The sequence below is a fragment of the Rathayibacter sp. Leaf185 genome, from assembly GCF_001423885.1.
GTDB lineage: Bacteria > Actinomycetota > Actinomycetes > Actinomycetales > Microbacteriaceae > Rathayibacter.
The window spans coordinates 1-21,306 of record NZ_LMPP01000007.1 but is presented as its reverse complement, the minus strand read 5'-3'; the positions used below and the strand labels follow the sequence as shown (position 1 = coordinate 21,306).

Below are 21,306 nucleotides of genomic sequence, written 5' to 3'. Positions count from 1 at the left end.
GCAGCAGACTCGTCACCGTCGCCGCAGCACTCAGCGCTCACGCGTTCACCTCGCAGCACATCGGGACGTCGCAGTTCTCGTCCGTGCACCCTGCACCGTCCTCCACAGCGAGTACGACGTCGAGCATCACCATCAGTGCCTTCGAGAGGTGAGGATCCGCGATCTCGTATCTCGTGCTGCGGCCCTCCGGGATCGCTGCGACGATTCCGCACCCACGCAGACACGTCAGATGGTTCGACACGTTAGAACGGGTCAACCCCAGAGCCTCCGCCAGCTCTCCCGGATGACCCGGCTGCTCGATGAGCGACAGCAGGATCCGGGAACGAGTGGGATCCGCCATCGCTCGGCCTAACCGGTTCATGACGTCGAGACGCGAAGCAATAGTCAGCATGCACTGACCTTACAGCGGTCGGTGTCGAATGATCGTATGATCGGCAGATGAGCCGACCATCGAAGAGCCGGCGCCGCACCGGACGAGGGCCCGCTCCCCGCTCCCACCAGGGGCGAACGCCTTCTCGAGCTGCGGCCTCTCGATACCCGGATCGCAGCAGGGCGAAGATGGCTCTGGCGCCGGGAATCATCCTCGCGATCGCGCTGCTCGCCGGGCTGGCACTCGTGGGCACCGAGGAGTACATCTTCGTGCTCTACACCGTTGCGATCCTCGCAGCGGTGATGTCGTGGTTCGCGATCCAAGCCCGCGCCTGGTGGTGGCTGATCGGGCTCGCACCGATGGTCGTGCTGTGGAACCCCATCCTCCCCTTCACCTTCCTCGACGTCATCTGGTCGTCACTGCACCTGGTCGGTATCGGCATCGCTGGTGCCGCTGGCCTCATCATCCGCGTGCCGGTCAACGACTGAACTGCGCTGAGCAACCCCGTCGACTGATCAACCCCCGATCCACTTGAGGAGCCGGTCAAATGACCGACAGCGCATCGTCCCGCAGCCGTTCTGATGCTGAGGCGGGCTTGGCTGTGGGCCCGAGCCGGCCTGTGGATCACATCGACGCGGTCGCTGAGGACCGCGGCGAGATTCGTGAGCCCAGGCTCGGTCCGGTGGGGTGGATCCGCTGGGTCTGGCGGCAACTGACCAGCATGCGGACCGCGCTGTTCCTGCTCCTGCTGCTCGCGATCGCCTCGATCCCGGGGTCGTTGGTGCCGCAGCGTTCATCGGACCCGAACGGTGTTGCGCAGTACTTCATCAACAACCCCGACATCGCACCGCTGCTGGAGAAGGTGCAGGCGTTCGACACCTACACGTCGATCTGGTTCTCCAGCATCTACCTTCTTCTCTTCGTCTCTCTCATCGGCTGCGTCATCCCTCGAACGAAGCACCACGTGGCTGCTCTGCGCGCGCTCCCACCCAAGACTCCCGTGCGACTTGAACGCCTCGTGGGTTACCGCACTGCTGTCGTGGAGGAGCCGACGGCCGGTGAGTCCATCACCGCAGCGCAGATGCGGCTGAGGAAGGCGGGATATCGCACCGCCCGCTACGACACGGATCGGCCCGGTCGCGTGGTCGCGAGTGTCGCGGCGGAGCGCGGCTACCTGCGCGAGACGGGAAACCTCGTTTTCCACCTCTCTTTGGTCGGCCTTCTCGTGTGCGTGGGCTTCGGCGGCGGCTTCGGGTACGCCGGCCAGCGGGTGATCGTGGAGGGCCAGTCCCTGTCGAACACCCTCGCCTCGTACGACTCCTTCAACCCGGGCCGGTTCTTCGTTCCCGAGCAACTGGACCCCTTCACTCTCAAGCTGGAGGATCTGTCCGTCACCTACGAGGAAGAGAATCGCAGCGCCCTGGGGCAGCCGATCGATTTCACCGCCTCCGTGAGCACGCGACTGGGTCCCTCCGCTGCAGAGTCGTCGAGGATCAAGGTCAACGAACCGATCTCGGTCGGACGCAGCAACATCTACCTTCTCGGCAACGGTTACGCCCCGACCATCACGATGCGAGATCCCGGCGGACGGATCGTTTTCTCGGAGCCCGTCCCGTTCCTGCCGCAGGACTCGAACATGACCTCCATCGGTGTCGTCAAAGTCCCCGACGGGCTCGCGACCCAGGTCGGCATGACCGGGTTCTTCTACCCCAGTGAAGCGGAGCTGCCGTCCGGCGCTTCCACCTCTAACTATCCCGACCTCGTCCTGCCCGTGCTCTCCCTCGACGTCTTCACCGGTGACCTTGGCCTCGACGGCGGGATCCCCGCGTCCGTCTACACGCTGAACACGGATGACCTGACCCGGGTCACCGGCGGATCCACCGGCACGGCCTCCCTCCGCCTGCAACCCGGAGAGACAGCCGAGCTCCCCGGGGGCCTGGGCAGTATCTCGTTCGACGCCGCCGATTCCGCGGCCACTGGCGGTGAGAGTGTCCTGCGTTTCGCGTCGTTCGACATCAACGCGGACCCGACGGAATCCTGGGTCCTCGTCTTCTCCATCCTCATCGTCGCCGGTCTTCTCACCTCGCTCTTCGTCGCTCGCCGACGCGTATGGGTGAAAGCGACAGCGCAGGACGACGGCACCGTCCTTGTGGAGTACGCAGGACTCGCCCGCGGAGAAGACCCTCATCTGGCGCATGCAGTCGCCGAGCTCGCTCGCACGCATCTCACCGGACCGAATCGAGAACCATGACCCCCGAACCGATCACGCTCCGACCCATGACCTGCCGGTCCTCGAACAGCACAGGATGCGCCTGACATGCAGACACCCACCACTACTGCCGCGCCTGGCGTCGGGCGGATCGTCCTCGTCGCTGCAGCTCTCGTCGGGGCCTTCGCCATCGATAGGGCCACAAAAATCTGGGCGCTCGACTCGCTCTCCGACGGCAGCGTGATCCCCTTTGCGCCCGGCTTCAGTCTCGAACTGCACTTCAACCCCGGAGTGGCCTTCGGAATCGGCGCCGACGTCGGAGCGCCGCTCGTCGTCGGCCTCATGCTGATCATCAGCGTGCTCTGCGTGTGGATCGCGCTCAGGCTGATCCGACGCTCCTCACTGCCGGGCACCGTCTTTCTGGCGGTCGTGGCCGGCGGCGCGCTAGGAAATCTGTGGGATCGCATCTCCCGCGCGCAGAACGGTCCGCTGACCGGCGAAGTCATCGACTTTCTCGCCGTCGAATGGTTCTCCATCTTCAACGTCGCGGACATCTTCACCACCTGCGGCTTCATCGCCTGGGCGATGACCTCCTCACCGATGAGTGGTATCCGGGCCACACCTGCAGCACCGGATCGCAACACGCGGTGACAGCCGACCTGAACACCTTCTCCCATCTGCTGTCCACGCACACGAGGAAGGGCCGCCCCGAGGGGCGGCCCTTCCCGCGTCATCGCTCTTCAGTAGTGAAGAAGCGGCGCGCGCGGATCTACTTGGTGACCGTGAACGGCAGTGAGATGGCCTTGCCGGTCTGGGCTCCGGTCACGGTGACGGTGTAGTCGCCGGGGGTGGTGGGCGCCTTGGCGGAGACGGTGAGGCCTCCGTCGACGAGGTCCTGTGTCGCGGTGCGCTCCGTGAACATGGGAGCGGAGCCGACCAGCTGAGTGTCGCCGTTGTAGTTCTCAGCGGTCAGCGTGATCTTCTCTCCGGGCTTGAACGTCGTGCCCGAGAGCTCGGCGGTCGCGTTGAAGCTCAGCGAGTCGACGTCGCGGTCCAGGCCCAGCGCGTTCGAGATGGTGAAGAACGTGTCGGTCTGGTCGGTGAGGCCGGCGACGTTGGCCGCGCCGGGTCCGTAGCCGGCGATGCGCAGCTGCGAGCCGGTGTGCTGCTGCGAGCTGCCCTCGGCGCCCGTGCCGTACGAGACCTTCATCGTGCTGCCGTCAGCGGTCTTCAGCGCGGTGCTGAGCGACGTGGGGGCGTGCTGTCCACGATCTGGCTGGTGTGGGCGTGGTCGGCGGTGACGAGGACGAGCGTGTTGCCGTCGGCCTTCGCGAAGGCGAGGGCGGCCTGGACGGCCTCGTCGAGGTCGACGGTCTCACCGATCTGGCCGCAGGCGTTGGCGGCGTGGTCCTGCTTGTCGATGCTGGCGCCCTCGACCTGGAGGAAGAAGCCCTTGTCGCCGGTGTCGAGTAGGTCGATCGCCTTCTCGGTCATCGAGCGAAGCGTGGGCTGGTCAGCGGGGCGCGTCGGGTTGGCGACGCAGGTCTGCGGAGCGGCGTCGCCGCCTCCGACCGTGGCTGGGGTCGGCGCGTAGCGGACGGGCAGGTTGCCCGAGCCGAAGAGGCCGAGGACGGGAGCGTCCTGGTCGGCGACGGTGAGGGCTTCGAGCTGGGCGGCCGTGCCGGCGGTGGTCGCATCGCCGAGCACCTGATAGCCGCGCTCATCCGCCTGCTGGAACAAGGTCTGACCGGCCCAGTCGCCGGCCTTCGCGGTCTGACCGAAGCTTGCCGAGCCACCACCAAGGGTCAGGTCGGCGCGGGTGCCGAGGATCTGCTCACTGATCGAGCCGAGTCCACCGTTCTCGAGCGCGTCGTTCCCGCAGCTTGCGCTGTCGGGTCCGTAGCAGCTGCGCGCGTCCACGTGCGCGGCCTGCACGGCGGGCGTCGCGTCCTGGATCTCGGAGGTGGTGACGTTGCCGGTCTTCAGTCCGTTCGCCTTCGCGATCTCCAGCAGGGTGTCCTTCCGGTTCTGGTCGATATCGACCGAGACCGCGTTGTCGTAGGTCTTGGTGCCGGTCGCCCAGGCGCTGCCGGTGGCGGCGGAGTCGGGCACGTAATCCGGAGCGCCCTTGACCGCACCGGTGGCGGGGTCGTCGGCGCGGTAGAGCGAGTAGGTCGTGTACTGGCCGGTGATCGGGAGGGCGTCGATGCCCGGGAAGCGGCCGGCCGCGCCGTACTGGTAGTTGCGGGCCACGGTGATCTCGGAGTCGCCCATGCCGTCACCGATCAGGAGGATGACGTTCTTCGCGTCCTGCTCCTTGATCTCGGCGCGAAGCGAATCGGAGAGGTCGGCGTCGACCGGGGAGATGCGTGCGGCGCCACCGGTGGCTGAGAGGTCAGCGGAGCCGGCAGCGGTGGCGATGCTGGGAGCGGCGAGGGCCGCTCCGCAGATCAGAGCGGCGGCCGTGAGGGCCACCGCGGAGCGCCCGCGGTTCGCGGAGCGGAAGAGTCGTGTCACGTCGTGAACTCCCTGAAGATTCTTGGCCCAAACAGACCAGCTCCAGGTCACTCCGCCACGGAGTCGCACGAGTGGACAGCAGACGCCTGCCGGGTGAACGCGACTCAACGCGCTGGGTTCTCCCCAGCCGTTGCGCGTGAACGTCAAGAGAAGGAGACTCCACCGTCACTCGTGATCACAGGTCGGTTCTGGGGCGCCGGATCCGGGTGAGCATTCCGAGAGTCGATCTCGGGACGAACGCGGCGAAGAGCCGGTGTCGCACACCTGCGTCCGCGCGCAGCGCGGCGACGACGCGTGAGGCGGCCTCCCATGTGGTGCCGCCATCGTCCGCCTCCGGCGCGTAGCGCACACGTTCGAGCGCCCGGCGGAGCCTGCGGAGTTCGTCGCGAGCCTGCTCATCCCCCTTGATCGCGTCCGCGACGAAGCCCTCCTGGACGCGAAGGGTGCTGTGTTCCTTGACCGGGACGTCCAGGTCCCGCGCGCTCGCGAGGACCTCCGACCACGCAGCCTCCGTTGACCCTGCCGCCGCCGCCCGCCGCCTGGCGGCGCGTTGGCCGATCCGCAGCAGCCACGGCGCAAGCAAGAGCAGTGCGAGCAAGATCCAGGCGGCAACCGCCGGCGTTGAGGGTGTCCCTGCCGTTCCGCCGGCTTCTCCTGCCACGGAGGAGGCCGGTGCCGTCGCGGTGGGCGCGGCGCTGGCTTGCGGAGTAGCGCTCGGCGCGGGCGCGGCGGCAGCGCCCGGCGTGCTCGAGCTGGTCGCTGATGTCGCGCTCGGGAGGGTGTAGGACGCGGGCGCACCACGGCTGGGGGTCGGCTCGAAGGGCAGCCAGCCGACGCCTTCGAAGTAGAGCTCCGGCCAGGAATGCAGATCGGAGGACATCACACGGTAGGTGGTCAAGTCAGTATCTTGCGACGGAACGACAGCGCCCGGCTGATAACCGATCGCGAGCCGCGAGGGGATGCCGAGCTCGCGCGCCATCACGGCCATCGCCGACGCGAAATGCACGCAATAGCCCTGACGAACCCTCAGGAAATCTTCCAGCACACCGACTCCATCGCCGTCGTAGCCTTCCTCGGCCGGAGTGTCCTCCGAGTAAGTGAACTCCGATGAGCGGAAGAAGGACTGCAGCGACCGCGCCTGGTCGTAGGCGTTCGTGTCATCGGCCGTCACCTCCACGGCCGTGGTGCCCACGATCTCGGGCACGTCGTCCGGGAGGGAGAGGTATCGATCGAGTCCGGACGGAGCCGGGGCGTTGAGGAGTTGTTGCGGATCCGGATCAAGGCGCAGGGCCTGGATTTGGTACTCGTCGCCTGCACGAGTAGTCGTGTCGCCGCGGATGGATCCGTCCTGCACGTCCTGCAGCCAGCCATCACCGACGCCCTCGAGTGAGGCGACCGGGTACGGAACGGGAAGCCACTGGCTCCGCAGAGTCTCGATGGACACTTCGACCTGCTCCGTCGTGCGCGGGACGCTCTCCGTCAGACCCTCCGGAGTGATCGGCGCGTCGATCGGCGAGGTCTCCTCCGTGTCGCTCGGCGCCCAATTCTCCCCCTCGAAGTCAGAGACGGTGAGCACCCGCAGATAGACCGGCAGATCGGAGTCGGTTGCGTAGCGGAGGACGGTCACGGGATTCGGTTGACGGAGATCAGCGCCAAGTGCGACAACCGGGTTGATCGATCCGTTGAACAGCGTTCCCGAGATGTCCGAGGATGCTGACGTGCGCATGTATCCGGTGGCCGAGCCCGAGAGGGCCGCTGCCGCGAGTACCACCACGCCGGCGACGGCCACGGAGGGCGCGGCTGAGGCGAGCGTGGGCCGATACCTGCGCTCGGGGCGGGCGCTGAAAGCGAGGATCGCCGCATAGAGGAGACCCGTGACGACCAGGCTCGACCAGGACACCTCCGCAGGATCAATCACCGCTGGAACCGCGAGCAGCACAGCCGGAAAAACGCCCGCCAACGCGGGCAGGCGCACCGAGAATGCAAAGAGGTCGCTCGCCCAGGCGAGCACCACGACCCCACCGACGAGAAGGAAGACGATGCCGGTGTCAGCAACGGCCGGCAGGCCCTGCTGAGCAATCGAGGCGAAACCTGCCTCAGCAAGCAGCTGCGCATCTTGCACCGCGCCGGCCGTAGGGACGAGAAAGAGCAGGGCGCGAGCAGGGACGAACATCGCGGTGATGACGGCGACGGCAGTCACGCTCGCCAAGATCGGCGGAAGCACCGGATGCGCCCGGAGCGCTCGAGCCCCGGCCGGGACCGCGAGGGTGACGCCGACCGCGAAAGCGAGCTGCACCAGCCAGCCCCACCCATCCAGCAGTCGACCAGCACCGGACGCGGCCGCGATCATCGCGAGCCAGAGCAGAGTCGATAGAACGGTGGATCTTGTCCGCGAGTTGCGATCCGATCGGCGGTTCACACCACCACCCCACCGCTGAGCGCGGCCCACGCGATCAGGTCGAGCCCGGCGCCTACGCCGTCGAGACGCGAAGCGGCGATCATCATGCGAGGACAATACAGTCATCGCTGACTAATTTGCCTGGGATGAATCGTCCGTTTCACCAGTCACGACGAGAATCTGCGGGTGCGCGAAGCCCGAGATTGGCCTGTCAGGAAGCTCGTAGAGAGACACCAGGACCGGCTCGTCATGCAGGCGGACCTCGGTTGCGGGGGCCGGTTAAGGCAACAGCGACGGGCGCTACAACGTGAGGGGACTGGCAGCGCAGCACACCCATACCGCGCCTCAGGGACCGTCGGATCCGGAGACACTCGACTTCCCTGAGGTGGCCCTGTGCCCCCAGCGATTCCACGCGAGGATGTAGATCGCGAGTCCGGTGACGAGCCCCGCGATCACCCACAGGACGACGAGGTAGTCGATCCAGGATCCGACTGGCGGCGCGCCGGGGAGGAAGTTTCGTAGCGGGATGACGGCGAAGAGCATCGCACCGATCCAGCTCGTGAGGGTGGCTTCCACCTTTCGCCTGCCGGTGTAGGCGCTGATGGCGACGAACAGGACCAGCACCGGGGTGGCAGCCATCAACCCGAGCAGCACGATCCCGAACGCGACCGTGCTCGCCGAGCGGGTCGCGGTGATCTCCACGGAGGGCAGTGGTCGAAGGCCGTCAGCCGTGGGCACGGTGTTCGCGGGGTGCTCGATCGTCACGGTGTGCAGCTGCCATCCCGGCACGGCATCGTCGAGGCAGACTCGGGTGGGGAGAGCGGTGTGCTCGTGGCCATCCTGATGGTCGTCCTCGCCGGTGAAGGCGAAGGTCGTGAGGTCGGCACGGTAGCTGTCGAAGGGCCATTCCTCGACGATTCCCTCGGCGTAGTCCGATTGCGTCGAGCTCTCGAGCACCTCGCCCGCCGGGAACGTCAGGACGCTCGATCCGTCGACCGGGAAGGTCACCAGGCTGATCGTCTCGGTGGCCGTGTAGCCGTCGGAGGAGGTCAGGTTCTCGGAAGGCACCAGGGTCATCTGGAACTCGAGCCTCTGGCGGGCCGCGTTCACTGCCGCCGGCTGCAACTTCACGGTGACGGGGTCATCGCCCGCGATGACCGTCTCGCAGCCATCGCTCGACTCCCGAATGCCGCCTGCGTACGTCAGCACGACAGTCGCGTACAGGAGTGCCGCAGCGACTACGGCGACCACGACCGGCCATCGGCGACGCGTGGGACGAGGGCGGGCGTCGATCATTCGCCGAGCGTATCGAGTCGGTTGGCGGCGCCGATCGCTCACGCCTCTGAGAACGTCGCCCAGGCGAAAAGGAGACGGGACCCGCTTTCGTCATCTCCGTCTCCGAAGCTGAGGCCATGTCCGTTCTCGCGGCTAGATCCGGATCGGCTTCGAGCAGCCCGAGGACCGGCGCGTCAGCGTTGGGACCGCGAAGGGGTGCGCGGGATGTCGCTGCCTGGACGCAGTGCTATCCAGAGCCCGCATCGCCGGCACACGTACGCGGCGCCGCCGTTGAGCGCGTGAACCTGCCGCCGACCACGGGGTCGTCCGCAGCAGGAGCAGATGACGGAGGAATCAGGGTTCACGAGAAGTGATCGCTTCCACGAGCTGCTCAGTCGTGGGAAGGCCCGCCAGTCCATTCGAGGTGAAGTAGATCCGACAGGCGAGGTCCGTGGTCCGGCCGCCTGACGGAAACAGGTCTTCCCCGTCCAGGGTGATCGTCGGGGAACCCGCGAAAGCAACGCCGGCTGCGTCTTCCGGTGTCGCCAGGAGTCGATAGGTGACAGGGACGTCGGAGTGTCCTGTGGCCGCCAGCGCCTCGTCCAGGCGAGGGCCGACGTCCTTCCAATTGGGGCAGTCGTCGATGTGGAGAACCTCGATCATCATTCCCCGATCATCCTCCCGCCGTGCCCCTCGAGCTCGAGAACGCTCCGCCTGAGGGTGAGGCGCGTCGGCGGTTGAGTGGCGACGGCTCACCTATCGGCGCACGCTCTACACGTCTGGATTGTCCTCATCGGCGAGCTCGCTGCCCCCCCCCCGGTCCTCGTGGCCCTCATCAGAAGAATCGCGACGGCGAGCCACGCGATCGGGTCGGAAGTCGCAGAGACAACGGTGGCCTTCGGATTCGGCGGGATCGAAGTGCCGGGGGCTGCAACCGATCACGTCTCGCGGCTCGGAAGTAGGGGAGTGTCCGATCTACCGAAGACCTGTATGAGTGCCCAGCCGGCGATACCGCAGGTGGTGAAGATGTCGGCGACGTTGAAGATCGCGAACCAGTCGACCGCGATGAAGTCCACGACCTCCCCGCTCAGCGGCGTGTCCGAGGCGCGGCTGGTGCGGTCCCAGATGTTGCCCATGCCGCCGCCGGCGGCGAGAGCGAGAAGGGCCGTACCGCCCAGCGGAGCGCAGCGGACGGCCCGCACGAACACCCACACCGTGAGGGTCGTGAGAACCACGATCAGTCCGATCGCCAGGGAAGGTCCCAGCTCTGAGCCCATCCCGAAGGCGACGCCGGGGTTGAAGATCAACTCGAACCGCGCCCCGAGCGCGAGCTCGATCGTGCGCCCGTCATCCAGCTGCGTCAGTGCCCAGCTCTTCGTGAGCTGATCAAGAGCGAACGCGGCTGCGATCAGCGCAGCCACCAAGGCCACCCGGAGGACGGGCCTGCGTGTGGCGGGCATCAAAACAGCTGGAGGAGTCGGGGTGCAACACCGGACTCGATCAGGATGAACAGACCAAGACCGATGAACACGGCGGGCACGAGCCAGTGCTCGACCCTCTCCAGCAGCTCGGTCACTGTCTTGTTCGTACCGACGACGCGGGCGACTAGGCACCACACCGCGACGAGGAGGAAGAACACGATGATCGTGACCACTGTGTCCGCGATCGGGCTGGTGCGGAACACGGGCGTGTAGAGGGAGATGTTGTCCGCGCCGTTCGCGATCGTGATCCCCGCGACGCCCAGCAGACCGACCGCGCTGATCGAACTCTCGTCATCGTCGTCGTCATCATCGCCCCTGCTGCGCAGGGCGCGGATGAGCCCGTACAGACCGATCGCCAACGGGATCAGGCCCAGAAGCCCCACCCACTCGTCCGGGATGATCGTCAGGCCGGCGGCGGCCACGACGCTGATCGCGACGAGAGTCGCGAAACCGAGGTACTGCCCCACCACGACCTTCCATCCGCGCAGTGAGCCACGGGTGGACGCGAGGAAGAGCACCGTCAGCACCACGATGTCGTCGATGTTCGTCGCAGCGAACAAGCCGATCGCGGCGACGGTCGTGCCGATCACTTCGCCACCTCCGCGCCCGGACCGGCATCCGACGCTGTGCCAGCGTCACGCGCGCTGCGAGCCTCCGACCCGAACGTGCCGCACAAATCGACCTGGAATCCCGTTGCCTCCAGCAGCGCCTCGGCGGACTCGAGAAGATCGATCAGCTCTGGACGGGCCAGGGAGTAGAACACCTGCCGTCCCTCCGCGCGCCCCACGACCAGGCCGCACTCGCGCAGGCAGCTCATGTGCTCAGAAGCTGTCGACTGCGCCACGCCCAGCTCCACCACCAGATCGCTGACCCGAGCCTCACCGTGCTGGAGTCGCCGCACGATCTGAAGTCGCTTGGGGTCGGCTAAGGAGTGGAAGAGGGACACGGCGGCAGAAGCACCCTGCACTCGATTGATCGACATCTAGCGATGTTATCGACAAGCAGCGATTCCTCCCGACCCCTCGGTGAATCTCGCGAACGCCTGTTCCCGAGACGAGCAAGTGCGACGATGGCCGCCGTCACGCCGACGAGGATTCGGCCCGCCTGGATGCCGGGGGCAACCGCGACGCCGACGGCAACACCGACGAGAGCGAGGAGCGCCACGGTCGTTCATCGCGGTCCGGGTCTCATTCGCTCAATGTCGGGGGCCGATGCCGTCAGCCTCAGGGGCGCGAGGGGCGCAGCGAGGACGGCCTGGCTCGAAGCGAACCTGGTCGCGCTGGGCGCGTTAGGAGCGGACGAGGCGGGCGATGGCGTCGGAGGCTTCTTGTAGCTTGATCTTCGCTTCGTCGCCGCCGGCCGCGGCGGCTTCGAGAACGCAGTGGTTGAGGTGGTCGTTCAGCAGGCCCAATGCCGCGGATTCCAGAGCGCTGGTCATCGCGGAGATCTGGGTGAGGATCTTGATGCAGTACTGCTCGTTTTCGACCATGTTCTGCAAGCCGCGGGCTTGCCCCTCGATGCGTCGCAGGCGGCGGAGGTACTGGTCCTTGTCGGAGATGTAGCCGTGGGGTGCGGCAGTGTCGTTGTGCTCGGTCGTCTGCTCGGTCACGGTGTCCTCGTTCCCCGGGTGTTGGTGCAGCTCGTCCGCTGCTTGTGCGGCTCGGATGGGTACAGAGAGGGTTTTCAGCCGCTCTGGCTGCTTTCTGCATACTCTAGGGGGGTATGCATGGGCGTTCCTCGTGGGCCCCTCGAACGAGTATCCAGCGGTTTCGGAGGTGTTGATGATGAGCGGCAACGTCGTTTCTTCACTGTCCACACCGCTGACGCGCGCGGTGGTCGTGGTGCTGACGCTGGCGGCTCTACTGCTGGGCGTGTTCGCGATGCATTCCATGATGGGCAGCCACGCCGACGCGTCTGCGTCCACGGGACACACGCACCCGCAGACCGATGGTCACGCCGACCCGATGGCCGGCTCGACCGGTGGGATGGTTCTTGCGGCCGGCGCCGATCATGGCGCGGTCGTGCCGATGATCCCGTGTGATGAGAGCTGCGCGATGGGGTGCGCTCTGATGGCGGTGACGTGCGTCATCGTCTTCTTCCTCGCCTCCTTGATCCTCCTGGCGCGGGTGCCGGCCATGTTCGCGCGCGTGTTGGACGCGGGTCCGCGTCTTATGCTGCTGGTTCCGCACGCGAGGTTCCACGTGTATTTGCCGTCGTTGACGGTGTTGTCGATCAGTCGCACCTGATTCGCCCATGTTGTCGCAGTGTCCGCTGCGACCTCATCACCGCGCCCGCAGGGCGCGGTTCCGGCGATTTCCGCAACCGACTGAACGGATAAGACACCCATGAACACCAAGCGCACTCTTCTCGCCTCGACTCTCGCCCTGGCGACCGCGATCACTTTGACCGCCTGCTCGGACAGCTCCTCCGGAACGAGCGGCATGGAGGGAATGGGCGACAGCACCTCCTCCGCGTCCGCCGCACCGTCTTCATCGTCCGCGACGGCGGCGGAAGACTTCAACGATCAAGACATGACGTTCGCGCAGATGATGAAGCCTCACCACGAGCAGGCAGTGGAGATGGCCGACATGATCCTCGCGAAGGACGGCATCAACACCGACGTCACCGCCCTGGCGACGCAGATCAAGGAAGCGCAGGGTCCGGAGATCGCTCAGCTCGAGGAGTGGATCACCGCGTGGGGTGCTGACGATTCGATGTCGGGCATGGATCACAGCATGAACGGGATGATGTCCGATGAGGACATGTCCTCGCTGGAGGGCGCGGCCGGCGCCGAGGCGGAGAAGCTGTTCCTCGAGCAGATGATGATGCACCACGAGGGCGCCGTCGAGATGGCGCAGACCGAGGTCGACGAGGGCCAGAACGCTGACGCCATCGACATGGCGGAGATGATCGTGCAGACCCAGACCGAGGAGATCGCGACCATGCAGGACCTCCTCGCGTCCCGCTGACCCGACTTCCTGACGCCCCTTCCCCCTCTCCTGGGCGGGTGCAGCTCTGCTGCGCCGCGCCCGGGCGCGCGTGATACCGGCGCGCCCCGGTGGGGGTCGCCGTACCCGGCGATCCCCACCCCTCAACTTCTTCGCGCCTATCGAGTGCGCTCGAACCAGAAACGTCCCCTATGCACCACCTTCCTCTTCACCTCCGTCCGATTCGCTCGGGAGCTGCCCGGTGAGCGCCTCCTCGACGCCGACGAGCGACCCGCGCCGCCGCGACGTTCACCGCACCCGAACCCGCACCCGCGAGACCTCCCCAAGGCAGGCTGCGCTCGCCCAGGGACGCCGGGTGACGTACACGGCACCCTCGCGAGCCGACGCCCAGGCGTTGCAACATGCCGCGCGCGTCGCGGCTCGCCCACGCCAGGTCTCACCGGGAACGCGCACGATGCGGCCGCGCCTGGCGGGAGTGTCTGCGATGACTCTCGTTGCGATGATCGCGGTGACCTCCTCCATGCCCGCGTTCGCTGTCGAGGGCATCCCGACCACGACCGCGACTCTTGCCGCGGGCGAGGTGCAGCCGCAGACGTTCGTCGCCGCCGGTGCGGTGCAGCGCACCGTCACGCGGGACTCGTTCGGCGCGGAAGCCAAACCCGAGGTGCTGGTGTCCACCGCCGTCGCCACGGAAATGGTCGAAAACGCATCCGATGACACCGCAACGTCGACCGCGGACGCGGATGTGGCATCCCAGGCCTGGATGCTGCCCATTGAGGGACGCATCTCGAGCCCCTTCGGTCCGCGCCCGGATGCACCGGTGGCCGGTGTGAGCGCGTTCCACAAGGGCACCGATCTCGCAGCACCGTGCGGGACACCCGTCGTCGCAGCCGCCGATGGCACCGTCGAAGAAGCCGGCTATGCCGGCAGTTACGGCAACTGGATTCTGCTCGCCAACAGCGACGGCATCGAAACCGGGTACGCGCACAACAGCGAGCTGCTCGTGGACGTCGGCGATACGGTCGCCGCCGGTGACCCGATCGCGCTTGTCGGCTCCACCGGAGCGTCCTCCGGCTGTCATGTCCACTTCGAAACCCGTATCGACGGGACACCGGTGGACGCGGAGGGCTTCATGAGCGATCTGGGCGTCGGACTTGGCTGAGCGCACCTCCACCCTCGCTGACCGGACGAAAGCGTTGAGCGCTCACTTCGGTGCGGGAGACACGCCACACCACCCCCACCCCCGCTTCGTGGCACCCGCCGAGGACGCGGGTCGGCCCGGAATCCTTCATGAGCGCTACAGGAGTCACCCGTGACTGAACATCGCCCGCACCGTCTCGCCCATCTGCTCGGCGCGACCCTCACCCTGGCACTCCTCACCGGCTGCTCCGCAGCAGCATCCCGCGAGAACGCGAAGGCGCCGGAGGCGTTGGAGCACGTACACGGGCTCGGCTGGGATCCGGCGACGGGACTCACCTATGCGGCCGCGCACTCGGGAGTGTGGGTGATCCCCACCGACTCGCTGCCGGGCACCTACCCCGCCGCGGACGCAACGGCCGGGAGCACGGGGCCGATCGGTGGCCGGGCGCAGGACACCATGGGATTCACGATCACCCCGGAGGGGATGTTCTACGCCTCCGGTCACCCGGATCCCGCCGACACGACAGCGCCCGGCCCGAACCTGGGCCTGATCCGCAGCACCGACGCGGCCGCGACATGGGATCCGCTCTCCCTCAGCGGCGAGACGGACTTCCATGACCTCGCGACCGTCGCGCTGGATCCTTCCCGAACCCGCGTCTACGGATACGACGCGAGTGCTGCCACGATCCGCCGCAGCGACGACTCCGGGACCAGCTGGACGTCGACGGCGCAACTGGCGCTGCGCGATCTGAGCGCTGATCCGAAACGCCCCGACCGGGTGTTCGCGACCACCGAGACGGGCTTGCAGGTCAGCGACGACGCCGGGATCACGTTCCAGCCTGTCCCCGGCGCTCCGGCGCTGTACCTCGTGGAAAGCAGCGCAAGCGGGGAACTGGTCGGCGTCGATGTCGACGGAACCGTGTGGACGGGCAACGCAGACGGTAGCTGGGAGAGCCACGGAGCTCTCACGGGAACCCCGGAGGCGTTCGCGATCGTCGACGGCAAGGAGAGATGGGTCCTCGCCGCCGATGACCGCGGCATCGTCGCCAGCCGCGACTACGGCCTCACCTGGACGGTGCTGCGCCCGTCCTCGTAACGAGAACCTCTGCACGACCGCCGTACTAGACGCCCGACCCCCTTCACCTTCTACCCATCGCACACTCACGAAATGCTCCACTCGATGGAGCCGACAAGGAAACGACGACCATGAGCGATGACATGACGGATATGACGTCCATGCAACCCGCCTTTCCGGACTGGCTGACACCCGTGTCCTGGTTCTTCGTCGCGCTGGGAGTACTGAGTGCGATCGTGGTTCTGTACGAGATCGTCGTTCGGCAGCACCGTCAACGCAACGCAGCCATGAACCTGGTGTGGCCCGTCGCGGCGCTATTCCTGGGCCCGGTCGCCGTCTGGGCGTTCCGCAGATGGGGCAGGGACCGCACCGCCGCGTCCTCACCTAGCCAGGTCGGGTTGGATGATCGTCTCAGCCGCGACGCGGTCGCGGGAAGTACGTCCGGTGGTGCCGCGGCGACGGTGGGGCACTTCATCGGGGTGCCGCTCGTCGTGGCGAGCGGTTTGACCATCGCCGGCACGAACCTGTGGGTGCTGATCATCGTCATCGCCCTGTTGGCGATCGGATTGCTGTTCGTCTTCGAATACTTCTTCGCCGCACCTGCGTCCCGCGATACCGCGGAACGACGTGCCGGGGTGGCGCTGGTGGCGGCGGTACTGACGGTGGTGGCTTTCGATGTGGGCATGGGAGGCTGGATGCTTCTCATGCACTTCGGGAACTTCATGCCGGCTCCGACCGATATCCGGTTCCTCTTCCTTATGCAGATCGGGCTCGTCCTCGGATTCCTCACCGCCTACCCGATGGTCCGGGAACTCCTTCGCCGCCGCGCCATAGCCGTGTGAGCCATCCCGCGGCGTCCGGCTCCCAGGGCCGGACGCCACGCTTCCGCGGCGGGGCGGCTAGGACAGCTCGTTGACCTCGCGGCGTGATACCTGCGGCTGTCCGGCGACGTCTTTCCCTCGGTCCAGCGCTGACCGGGTGCTGGCTTGAGGGGTGAGGTCCAGCCGGCGCAGCAGCTGCGCGTTCACAGCGACGACGACGGTCGATGCGGACATCAGCAGAGCCCCCACCGACATCGGCAGCACGAACCCGATCGGGGCGAGCACGCCCGCGGCCAGCGGGACGGAGAGCAGGTTGTAGCCAGCCGCCCACCACAGGTTCTGCTTCATCTTGCGGAAGCTCGCGCGGGACAGCTCGATCACGGACAGCACCGATCGGGGGTCATCGGAGGCGAGGATCACCCCGGCGGATGCGATCGCGACGTCGGTGCCCGCGCCGATCGCGATTCCCACGTCGGCCTGCGCGAGAGCGGGAGCGTCGTTGACGCCATCGCCGACCATCGCGACCCGTCGGCCCTCGCGCTGCAACTCGATGACCTTCGCGGCCTTGTCCTCCGGCTTCACGCCGGCGAACACCCGATCGATGCCGAGCTCCTCGCCCACGGTGCGGGCGACCGCTTCCGCGTCGCCGGTGATCATGACCACCTGCACGCCGATCGCGTGCAGCGCGTCGACAGCCTGCCGGGACTCCTCCCGCACCTCATCCGCCAGCCCGAGAGCCCCGATGACGCGACCGCCGGCGAGGACGTGCAGGATGATCATCCCCTCCGCCTCCCACGCGCGCGTCTGCTCGAGCGCAGCAACGTCGTGGGCGCGCAGCATGGACGGTCCGCCGACGCTCACCGTGCGGCCCTCGACCTGCGCCGTGACGCCGACAGCGGTCGACGCCTGGAAACCGGTCGCTGCCGGCACCCGCACATTGCGGCTGTTCGCAGCTCCCACGATCGCTTGAGCGAGAGGGTGTTCACTGTCCGTCTCGACCGCCGCGGCGACCGCGAGCAGCTGCTCCTCGGTCACCCCGTCGACGGTGTGCACGGCGGCAAGAGTGGGCTCGCCCTTGGTCAGGGTGCCCGTCTTGTCGAACAGGACCGTGGTCACCGTGCGCATGCTCTCCAACGCGAGACGGTCCTTGACGAGGACGCCGCCCTTCGCGGCGCGCTCGGTCGCGATGGACACGACCAGCGGGATCGCGAGTCCCAGCGCGTGCGGGCACGCGATGACCAGAACCGTGATGGTGCGGATCACAGCCTCGTCGGGACTGCCCAGCAGCGACCACACGATGGCGGTGATCACTCCCGCGCCCAACGCGAACCAGAACAGCCACGCGGCGGCGACATCAGCGATGCGCTGCGCGCGGGAGGACGAGTTCTGCGCTTCCGTGACCAGGCGCTGGATGCCGGCGAGAGCGGTGTCGTCTCCGACGGCCGTCACCTCCACCCGCAACGCCGTGTCAGTGGCGACCGTTCCGGCCACGACCATCGATCCTGGGCCGCGACTGACCGGCCGGGACTCCCCGGTGATCATCGACTCATCCACGTCCGCGGTGCCCTCGAGCACTCGGCCATCGGCCGGCACCCGGCCGCCGGGACGCACGATCACGACATCCCCCTGCACGAGGTCCGCGGGAGACACCTTCTCCACCTCACCGTCGCGCACTCGCTCCGCCTCATCCGGCAGTAGTGCCGCGAGAGAGTCCAGTGCGGTGGACGTCTGCGCGAGGGAGCGCATCTCGATCCAGTGCCCGAGGAGCATGATCACGATCAGCAGCGCCAGCTCCCACCAGAAGTCCAACTCGTGATCCACGAGCCCCGCGCTCGCACCCCACGACGCGAGGAACGCGACCGTGATAGCCAAAGCGATCAGCAGCATCATCCCCGGCGTCCTAGAGCGCAGCTCCGACACCGCCCCCTGCAGGAACGGCCGGCCACCCCACACATACATGACCGTGCCCAGCACCGGGGAGATCCACGCAATCCACGATGCATCGGGAAGCGGATAGCCCAGGATCATCGAGAACATGCCGCTGAAACCCACCACCGGCACCGCGAACACCAGCATGATCCAGAACAACCGCCGGAACTGCCCTACATGATCGCCGTGCCCGCCGTGCCCGCCGTGCCCGCCGTGCCCGCCGTGCCCGCCGTGCCCGCCGTGCCCGTCGTGCGAGTCCGCGCCGGGCGTCATCTGGTGGCCGGCATGAGGGTCCGGCGAGCCCTGCATCTGATGCCCTGCCTGTCCATCGGGCGCTGTACTCACGTGGTGCCCGATGTTCGCGGCCGAATGAGATTCACCCGGTGTCTTGGCCTCGTGCTCGTGTGCCGGTGAGTGGTGCTGCGCCATGATGACTCCTCCTGGTCGCTTCCGACCTGTTCCCGAAGCTATACCCCCCGGGGGTATTGGGCAACGGGCGGAACCCGCAGGGAATTCCCGATCTCGTCACGACTGTCAGAGGGTGCCGTGACGGCGGTTGCGCCAGCTGGTCAGTGTTCGGCCGCGATGGTCGGCTGGAGGTGGATCTCGTCGAGGTGGGGGAGCGCGTGTCCCAGTCGGTGCCGCGCATCCTCGATCACCGCGGTCGCTTCGGCGAGCGTGCCGTCCGTGACGACGAGGGTGGCTGCGCCCTGGAGGCGGTGGCCGACCCAGCGCAGTTGCAGTCGGGGAACTGCGAGCACGCCTGGTGTGTGGCGGAGGGTCGCTTCGGCGCGGTCGAGGAGGTCGGGTTCGATGCCGTCCATCAGTCGCCGGCCGATGGAGCGGACGGTGCCCCACAGCAGCACGATGATCGCTGCGGAGATGAGTAGACCCACGAGGGGGTCGGCGAGTGGGAAGCCGAGCAGCACTCCGATCGCGCCGACGACGACCGCGAGCGAGGTGAAGCCGTCGGTCCGTGCGTGGACGCCGTCCGCGACGAGGGCGGCGGATCCGATTCGGCGGCCTACGCGGATGCGGTAGATCGCGACGGCCTCGTTGCCCGCGAATCCGATGACGCCAGCGGCGATGACCCAGCCCAGGTTCTCGAGAGGCTGCGGGTTCACGAGACGGTCGATGGACTGCCAGGCCGCGATGATCGCCGAGAGGGCGACGACGGCGACGATGAAGAGACCTGCGAGGTCCTCCGCTCGTCCGAGGCCGTAGGTGTAGCGGCGGGTCGCCGCTCGGCGTCCGAGGATGAACGCGATCCAGAGCGGCACGGCTGTCAGGGCGTCCGAGAAGTTGTGGATGGTGTCCGCCAGCAGCGCCACGGAACCCGAGATCGTGACGACGGCCAGTTGCAGGACGGTCGTGGCGAGAAGGATGACCAGGCTGATCTTCAGCGCCCGAACCCCCTCCTTGCTCGCCTCCAGCGCGTCATCGATCGAGTCCGATGCGTCGTGAGAGTGCGGCACGAACAGCCCGTGCAGAAACCCCTTGAACCCGGTCGGGTGCGAGTGCCCCTCTGGGCCGTGAGAGTGTTCCTCGGCGGGCTCGTGGTGGTGGTCATGGTCGTGGTGGGCGTCGAGATGCTCATTGTGACTACCGCGGGGGGAGGAAGCGGCGCTCACGAGGTCTGATCCGACGGCGCGTGGTGATGGCGAGGTGTCCCGCCGAGGGAGTGCTCGGCTTGGAAGATGGCGTCGGTCACGAGCTGGCTCGCGTGCTCGTCCGCCAGCCCGTAGAACACGCGCGTACCGTCCTGACGCGTGGTGACCATCCGCGTCAGACGCAGCTTCGCGAGATGCTGCGACACCGCCGCCGGCGACTTCCCCACCAGCTCCGCCAGCTCGTTCACCGACTTCTCGCCGTCCCGCAGCGCGAGGATCAACCGCACCCGCGTCGCATCGGCCAGCATCGCGAACACCTCCACCGCGAGCTCCACGAACGCACCGTCCGGCTCACGACCGCATCTCCTACTATCTGCATCCATACGCAGATCATTGCACGTCTGCGATGCGAGCCATCTTCGACAGCAGATGTCACGCACTCCCACCTGGCTCGGCAGCCTGTCCGTGGACGATCGTTCACGAGACGGTTAGCAGCGGAACGGCGCAATCGGCGCGCCGTGTTCCACGGCCCGTGTCCGAGACCTATGACTCGTCAGTAACGTTCACAGTACAGTCGGCTTATGGCTTCGATCGGATACGCGCGCGTCTCGACCAGAGACCAGAACCCAGACGCTCAGACCGACGCGCTCACGGCAGCCGGCTGCGCGAAGGTGTTCGTGGAGCACGCCTCCGGAGTGCTCGCGAAGCGTCCCGCGCTCGAGGACGCACTCGACTACCTCCGCGAGGGCGACTCCCTCGTCGTGACCAAGCTCGACCGCCTCGGCCGGTCCGTGCGGAACCTGAAAGAGGTGGCCGACGGCCTCCAGCAGCGCGGCGTCGGGCTAAAGGCTCTGTCTCAGGGCATCGACACCACCACTCCGGGCGGCCGGCTGTTCTTCCACATGCTCGCCGCGATCGCAGAGTTCGAACACGATCTCATCGTGGAGCGCACCCATGACGGCCTCGCCGCCGCGCGAGCTCGCGGACGCAAGGGCGGCGGGCGCTTCAAGATGACGCCGACGAAGGCGAAGCAGGCGCGCGCGATGTACGACGAGAAGACCTACACGGTCCAGCAGATCGCCGACACCTTCGGTGTCTCCCGCGGCACCATCTACCGCCACCTCACCGAAGACCACTGACAGCCGCCGCGACGAGCGTCGCGGCTCACGGACCTGAGCGGACGCCGACCCCCAGTCGGCGGCGGTGCTTTGCGCTGCGCGCATTTTTGCCTGGAAGCCTTCGGCAGCGTACGGGCCTGCGGCGTCCACGCAAGCCGCTGCGCGGCCGGCTCCTCCGAGGTTCTCGGCACGCGGTCGCTGCGCTCCCTCACATCGCGCCGACAACCTCTCCTCCGCCGCCCTCCGGGTTGCGCTCCCGCCTCCGACCCTGCTCGGCACTACGTGCCTTCCAGGCAAAAAAACGCTGGGAGAGAAGGAAGAACAGACGAGCCAGACCACCCCCGCTGGCTTGACAAATCTGATTGAGAATCTTCACCTCTCCGCGGTTTCAACCTATTTCGCTCCATCGGCTCCC

General features: G+C 67.2%; 22 protein-coding genes. 9 read left to right on the top strand and 13 right to left on the bottom strand.

The genetic code is table 11. From position 1 onward, the window contains the following. Window positions 1-37: 37 nt before the first annotated feature. Window positions 38-391 (bottom strand): Cd(II)/Pb(II)-sensing metalloregulatory transcriptional regulator CmtR, encoded by a 354-nt coding sequence (gene cmtR, locus ASG06_RS17350; protein ID WP_056045852.1) that lies wholly within the window; start codon window positions 389-391, stop codon window positions 38-40. 167 nt (window positions 392-558) lie between these two features. Between cmtR and ASG06_RS17345 the strand changes: the two genes are divergently transcribed. The 3 genes from ASG06_RS17345 to ASG06_RS17335 all read left to right on the top strand — a co-directional run bounded on the left by ASG06_RS17345 (window position 559) and on the right by ASG06_RS17335 (window position 3,230). After that, window positions 559-858, top strand: coding sequence for a DUF6804 family protein (locus ASG06_RS17345; protein ID WP_056045849.1), 300 nt, complete (start codon window positions 559-561; stop codon window positions 856-858). A gap of 59 nt (window positions 859-917) precedes the next feature. Beyond that, window positions 918-2,621, top strand: a complete 1,704-nt coding sequence (gene resB / locus ASG06_RS17340; RefSeq protein WP_082499409.1) for a cytochrome c biogenesis protein ResB — start codon at window positions 918-920, stop codon at window positions 2,619-2,621. A gap of 66 nt (window positions 2,622-2,687) precedes the next feature. Next, on the top strand, window positions 2,688-3,230 hold the full coding sequence (locus tag ASG06_RS17335; protein WP_056045845.1) for a signal peptidase II: 543 nt from the start codon (window positions 2,688-2,690) through the stop codon (window positions 3,228-3,230). Between the two features lie 118 nt (window positions 3,231-3,348). Here the strand turns inward: ASG06_RS17335 and ASG06_RS20525 are convergent, their stop codons facing one another. From ASG06_RS20525 to ASG06_RS17295, 9 genes are all read right to left on the bottom strand, one after another. Then, a complete protein-coding gene (locus ASG06_RS20525; protein WP_231727818.1) occupies window positions 3,349-3,789 on the bottom strand; it encodes an alkaline phosphatase in 441 nt (146 codons plus the stop codon). 20 nt (window positions 3,790-3,809) lie between these two features. Continuing rightward, on the bottom strand, window positions 3,810-5,096 hold the full coding sequence (gene phoA / locus ASG06_RS17330) for an alkaline phosphatase (protein WP_231727817.1): 1,287 nt from the start codon (window positions 5,094-5,096) through the stop codon (window positions 3,810-3,812). 175 nt (window positions 5,097-5,271) lie between these two features. Further along, window positions 5,272-7,446, bottom strand: coding sequence for a transglutaminase family protein (locus ASG06_RS17325; RefSeq protein ID WP_056045842.1), 2,175 nt, complete (start codon window positions 7,444-7,446; stop codon window positions 5,272-5,274). Window positions 7,447-7,839: 393 nt separating this feature from the next. Beyond that, complete coding sequence (locus ASG06_RS17320) at window positions 7,840-8,790, bottom strand: DUF4436 family protein (RefSeq protein WP_056045839.1); 951 nt, start codon at window positions 8,788-8,790, stop codon at window positions 7,840-7,842. A gap of 333 nt (window positions 8,791-9,123) precedes the next feature. Beyond that, window positions 9,124-9,435, bottom strand: a complete 312-nt coding sequence (locus ASG06_RS17315; RefSeq protein ID WP_056045836.1) for a hypothetical protein — start codon at window positions 9,433-9,435, stop codon at window positions 9,124-9,126. 272 nt (window positions 9,436-9,707) lie between these two features. Further along, window positions 9,708-10,190 carry a signal peptidase II gene (locus ASG06_RS17310; protein WP_162239042.1) on the bottom strand — a complete coding sequence of 161 codons (483 nt, stop codon included), beginning with the start codon at window positions 10,188-10,190 and terminating at the stop codon, window positions 9,708-9,710. A gap of 38 nt (window positions 10,191-10,228) precedes the next feature. After that, entirely contained in the window at window positions 10,229-10,840 is a 612-nt protein-coding gene (locus ASG06_RS17305; protein WP_056045831.1) for a cadmium resistance transporter, read from the bottom strand. Beyond that, complete coding sequence (locus tag ASG06_RS17300) at window positions 10,837-11,232, bottom strand: ArsR/SmtB family transcription factor (protein ID WP_056045828.1); 396 nt, start codon at window positions 11,230-11,232, stop codon at window positions 10,837-10,839. The genes ASG06_RS17305 and ASG06_RS17300 overlap by 4 nt, the downstream gene beginning before the upstream one ends. A gap of 306 nt (window positions 11,233-11,538) precedes the next feature. After that, window positions 11,539-11,859 (bottom strand): metal-sensitive transcriptional regulator, encoded by a 321-nt coding sequence (locus ASG06_RS17295; RefSeq protein WP_056045825.1) that lies wholly within the window; start codon window positions 11,857-11,859, stop codon window positions 11,539-11,541. A gap of 175 nt (window positions 11,860-12,034) precedes the next feature. Between ASG06_RS17295 and ASG06_RS17290 the strand changes: the two genes are divergently transcribed. The 5 genes from ASG06_RS17290 (at window position 12,035) to ASG06_RS17270 (ending at window position 16,255) form a co-directional block, all read left to right on the top strand. Further along, window positions 12,035-12,496 (top strand): hypothetical protein, encoded by a 462-nt coding sequence (locus ASG06_RS17290; protein WP_133963474.1) that lies wholly within the window; start codon window positions 12,035-12,037, stop codon window positions 12,494-12,496. A gap of 99 nt (window positions 12,497-12,595) precedes the next feature. Further along, window positions 12,596-13,219 carry a DUF305 domain-containing protein gene (locus tag ASG06_RS17285; RefSeq protein ID WP_056045818.1) on the top strand — a complete coding sequence of 208 codons (624 nt, stop codon included), beginning with the start codon at window positions 12,596-12,598 and terminating at the stop codon, window positions 13,217-13,219. Window positions 13,220-13,697: 478 nt separating this feature from the next. Further along, a complete protein-coding gene (locus ASG06_RS17280) occupies window positions 13,698-14,360 on the top strand; it encodes a M23 family metallopeptidase (protein WP_162239041.1) in 663 nt (220 codons plus the stop codon). 150 nt (window positions 14,361-14,510) lie between these two features. Continuing rightward, window positions 14,511-15,434 (top strand): F510_1955 family glycosylhydrolase, encoded by a 924-nt coding sequence (locus tag ASG06_RS17275; protein WP_056045812.1) that lies wholly within the window; start codon window positions 14,511-14,513, stop codon window positions 15,432-15,434. A 110-nt stretch (window positions 15,435-15,544) separates the two neighbouring features. Beyond that, window positions 15,545-16,255 carry a DUF4396 domain-containing protein gene (locus ASG06_RS17270; RefSeq protein WP_082499406.1) on the top strand — a complete coding sequence of 237 codons (711 nt, stop codon included), beginning with the start codon at window positions 15,545-15,547 and terminating at the stop codon, window positions 16,253-16,255. Window positions 16,256-16,312: 57 nt separating this feature from the next. Here the strand turns inward: ASG06_RS17270 and ASG06_RS17265 are convergent, their stop codons facing one another. The 3 genes from ASG06_RS17265 to ASG06_RS17250 form a co-directional block, all read right to left on the bottom strand. Next, complete coding sequence (locus ASG06_RS17265; protein ID WP_082499405.1) at window positions 16,313-18,592, bottom strand: heavy metal translocating P-type ATPase; 2,280 nt, start codon at window positions 18,590-18,592, stop codon at window positions 16,313-16,315. A gap of 140 nt (window positions 18,593-18,732) precedes the next feature. Beyond that, window positions 18,733-19,638: a cation diffusion facilitator family transporter gene (locus ASG06_RS17255; protein ID WP_327205506.1), complete on the bottom strand. Its 906-nt coding sequence runs from the start codon at window positions 19,636-19,638 to the stop codon at window positions 18,733-18,735. 152 nt (window positions 19,639-19,790) lie between these two features. Next, complete coding sequence (locus ASG06_RS17250) at window positions 19,791-20,156, bottom strand: ArsR/SmtB family transcription factor (protein WP_082499403.1); 366 nt, start codon at window positions 20,154-20,156, stop codon at window positions 19,791-19,793. 198 nt (window positions 20,157-20,354) lie between these two features. Between ASG06_RS17250 and ASG06_RS17245 the strand changes: the two genes are divergently transcribed. Continuing rightward, window positions 20,355-20,912, top strand: a complete 558-nt coding sequence (locus ASG06_RS17245; RefSeq protein WP_056045802.1) for a recombinase family protein — start codon at window positions 20,355-20,357, stop codon at window positions 20,910-20,912. Window positions 20,913-21,306 lie beyond the last annotated feature (394 nt).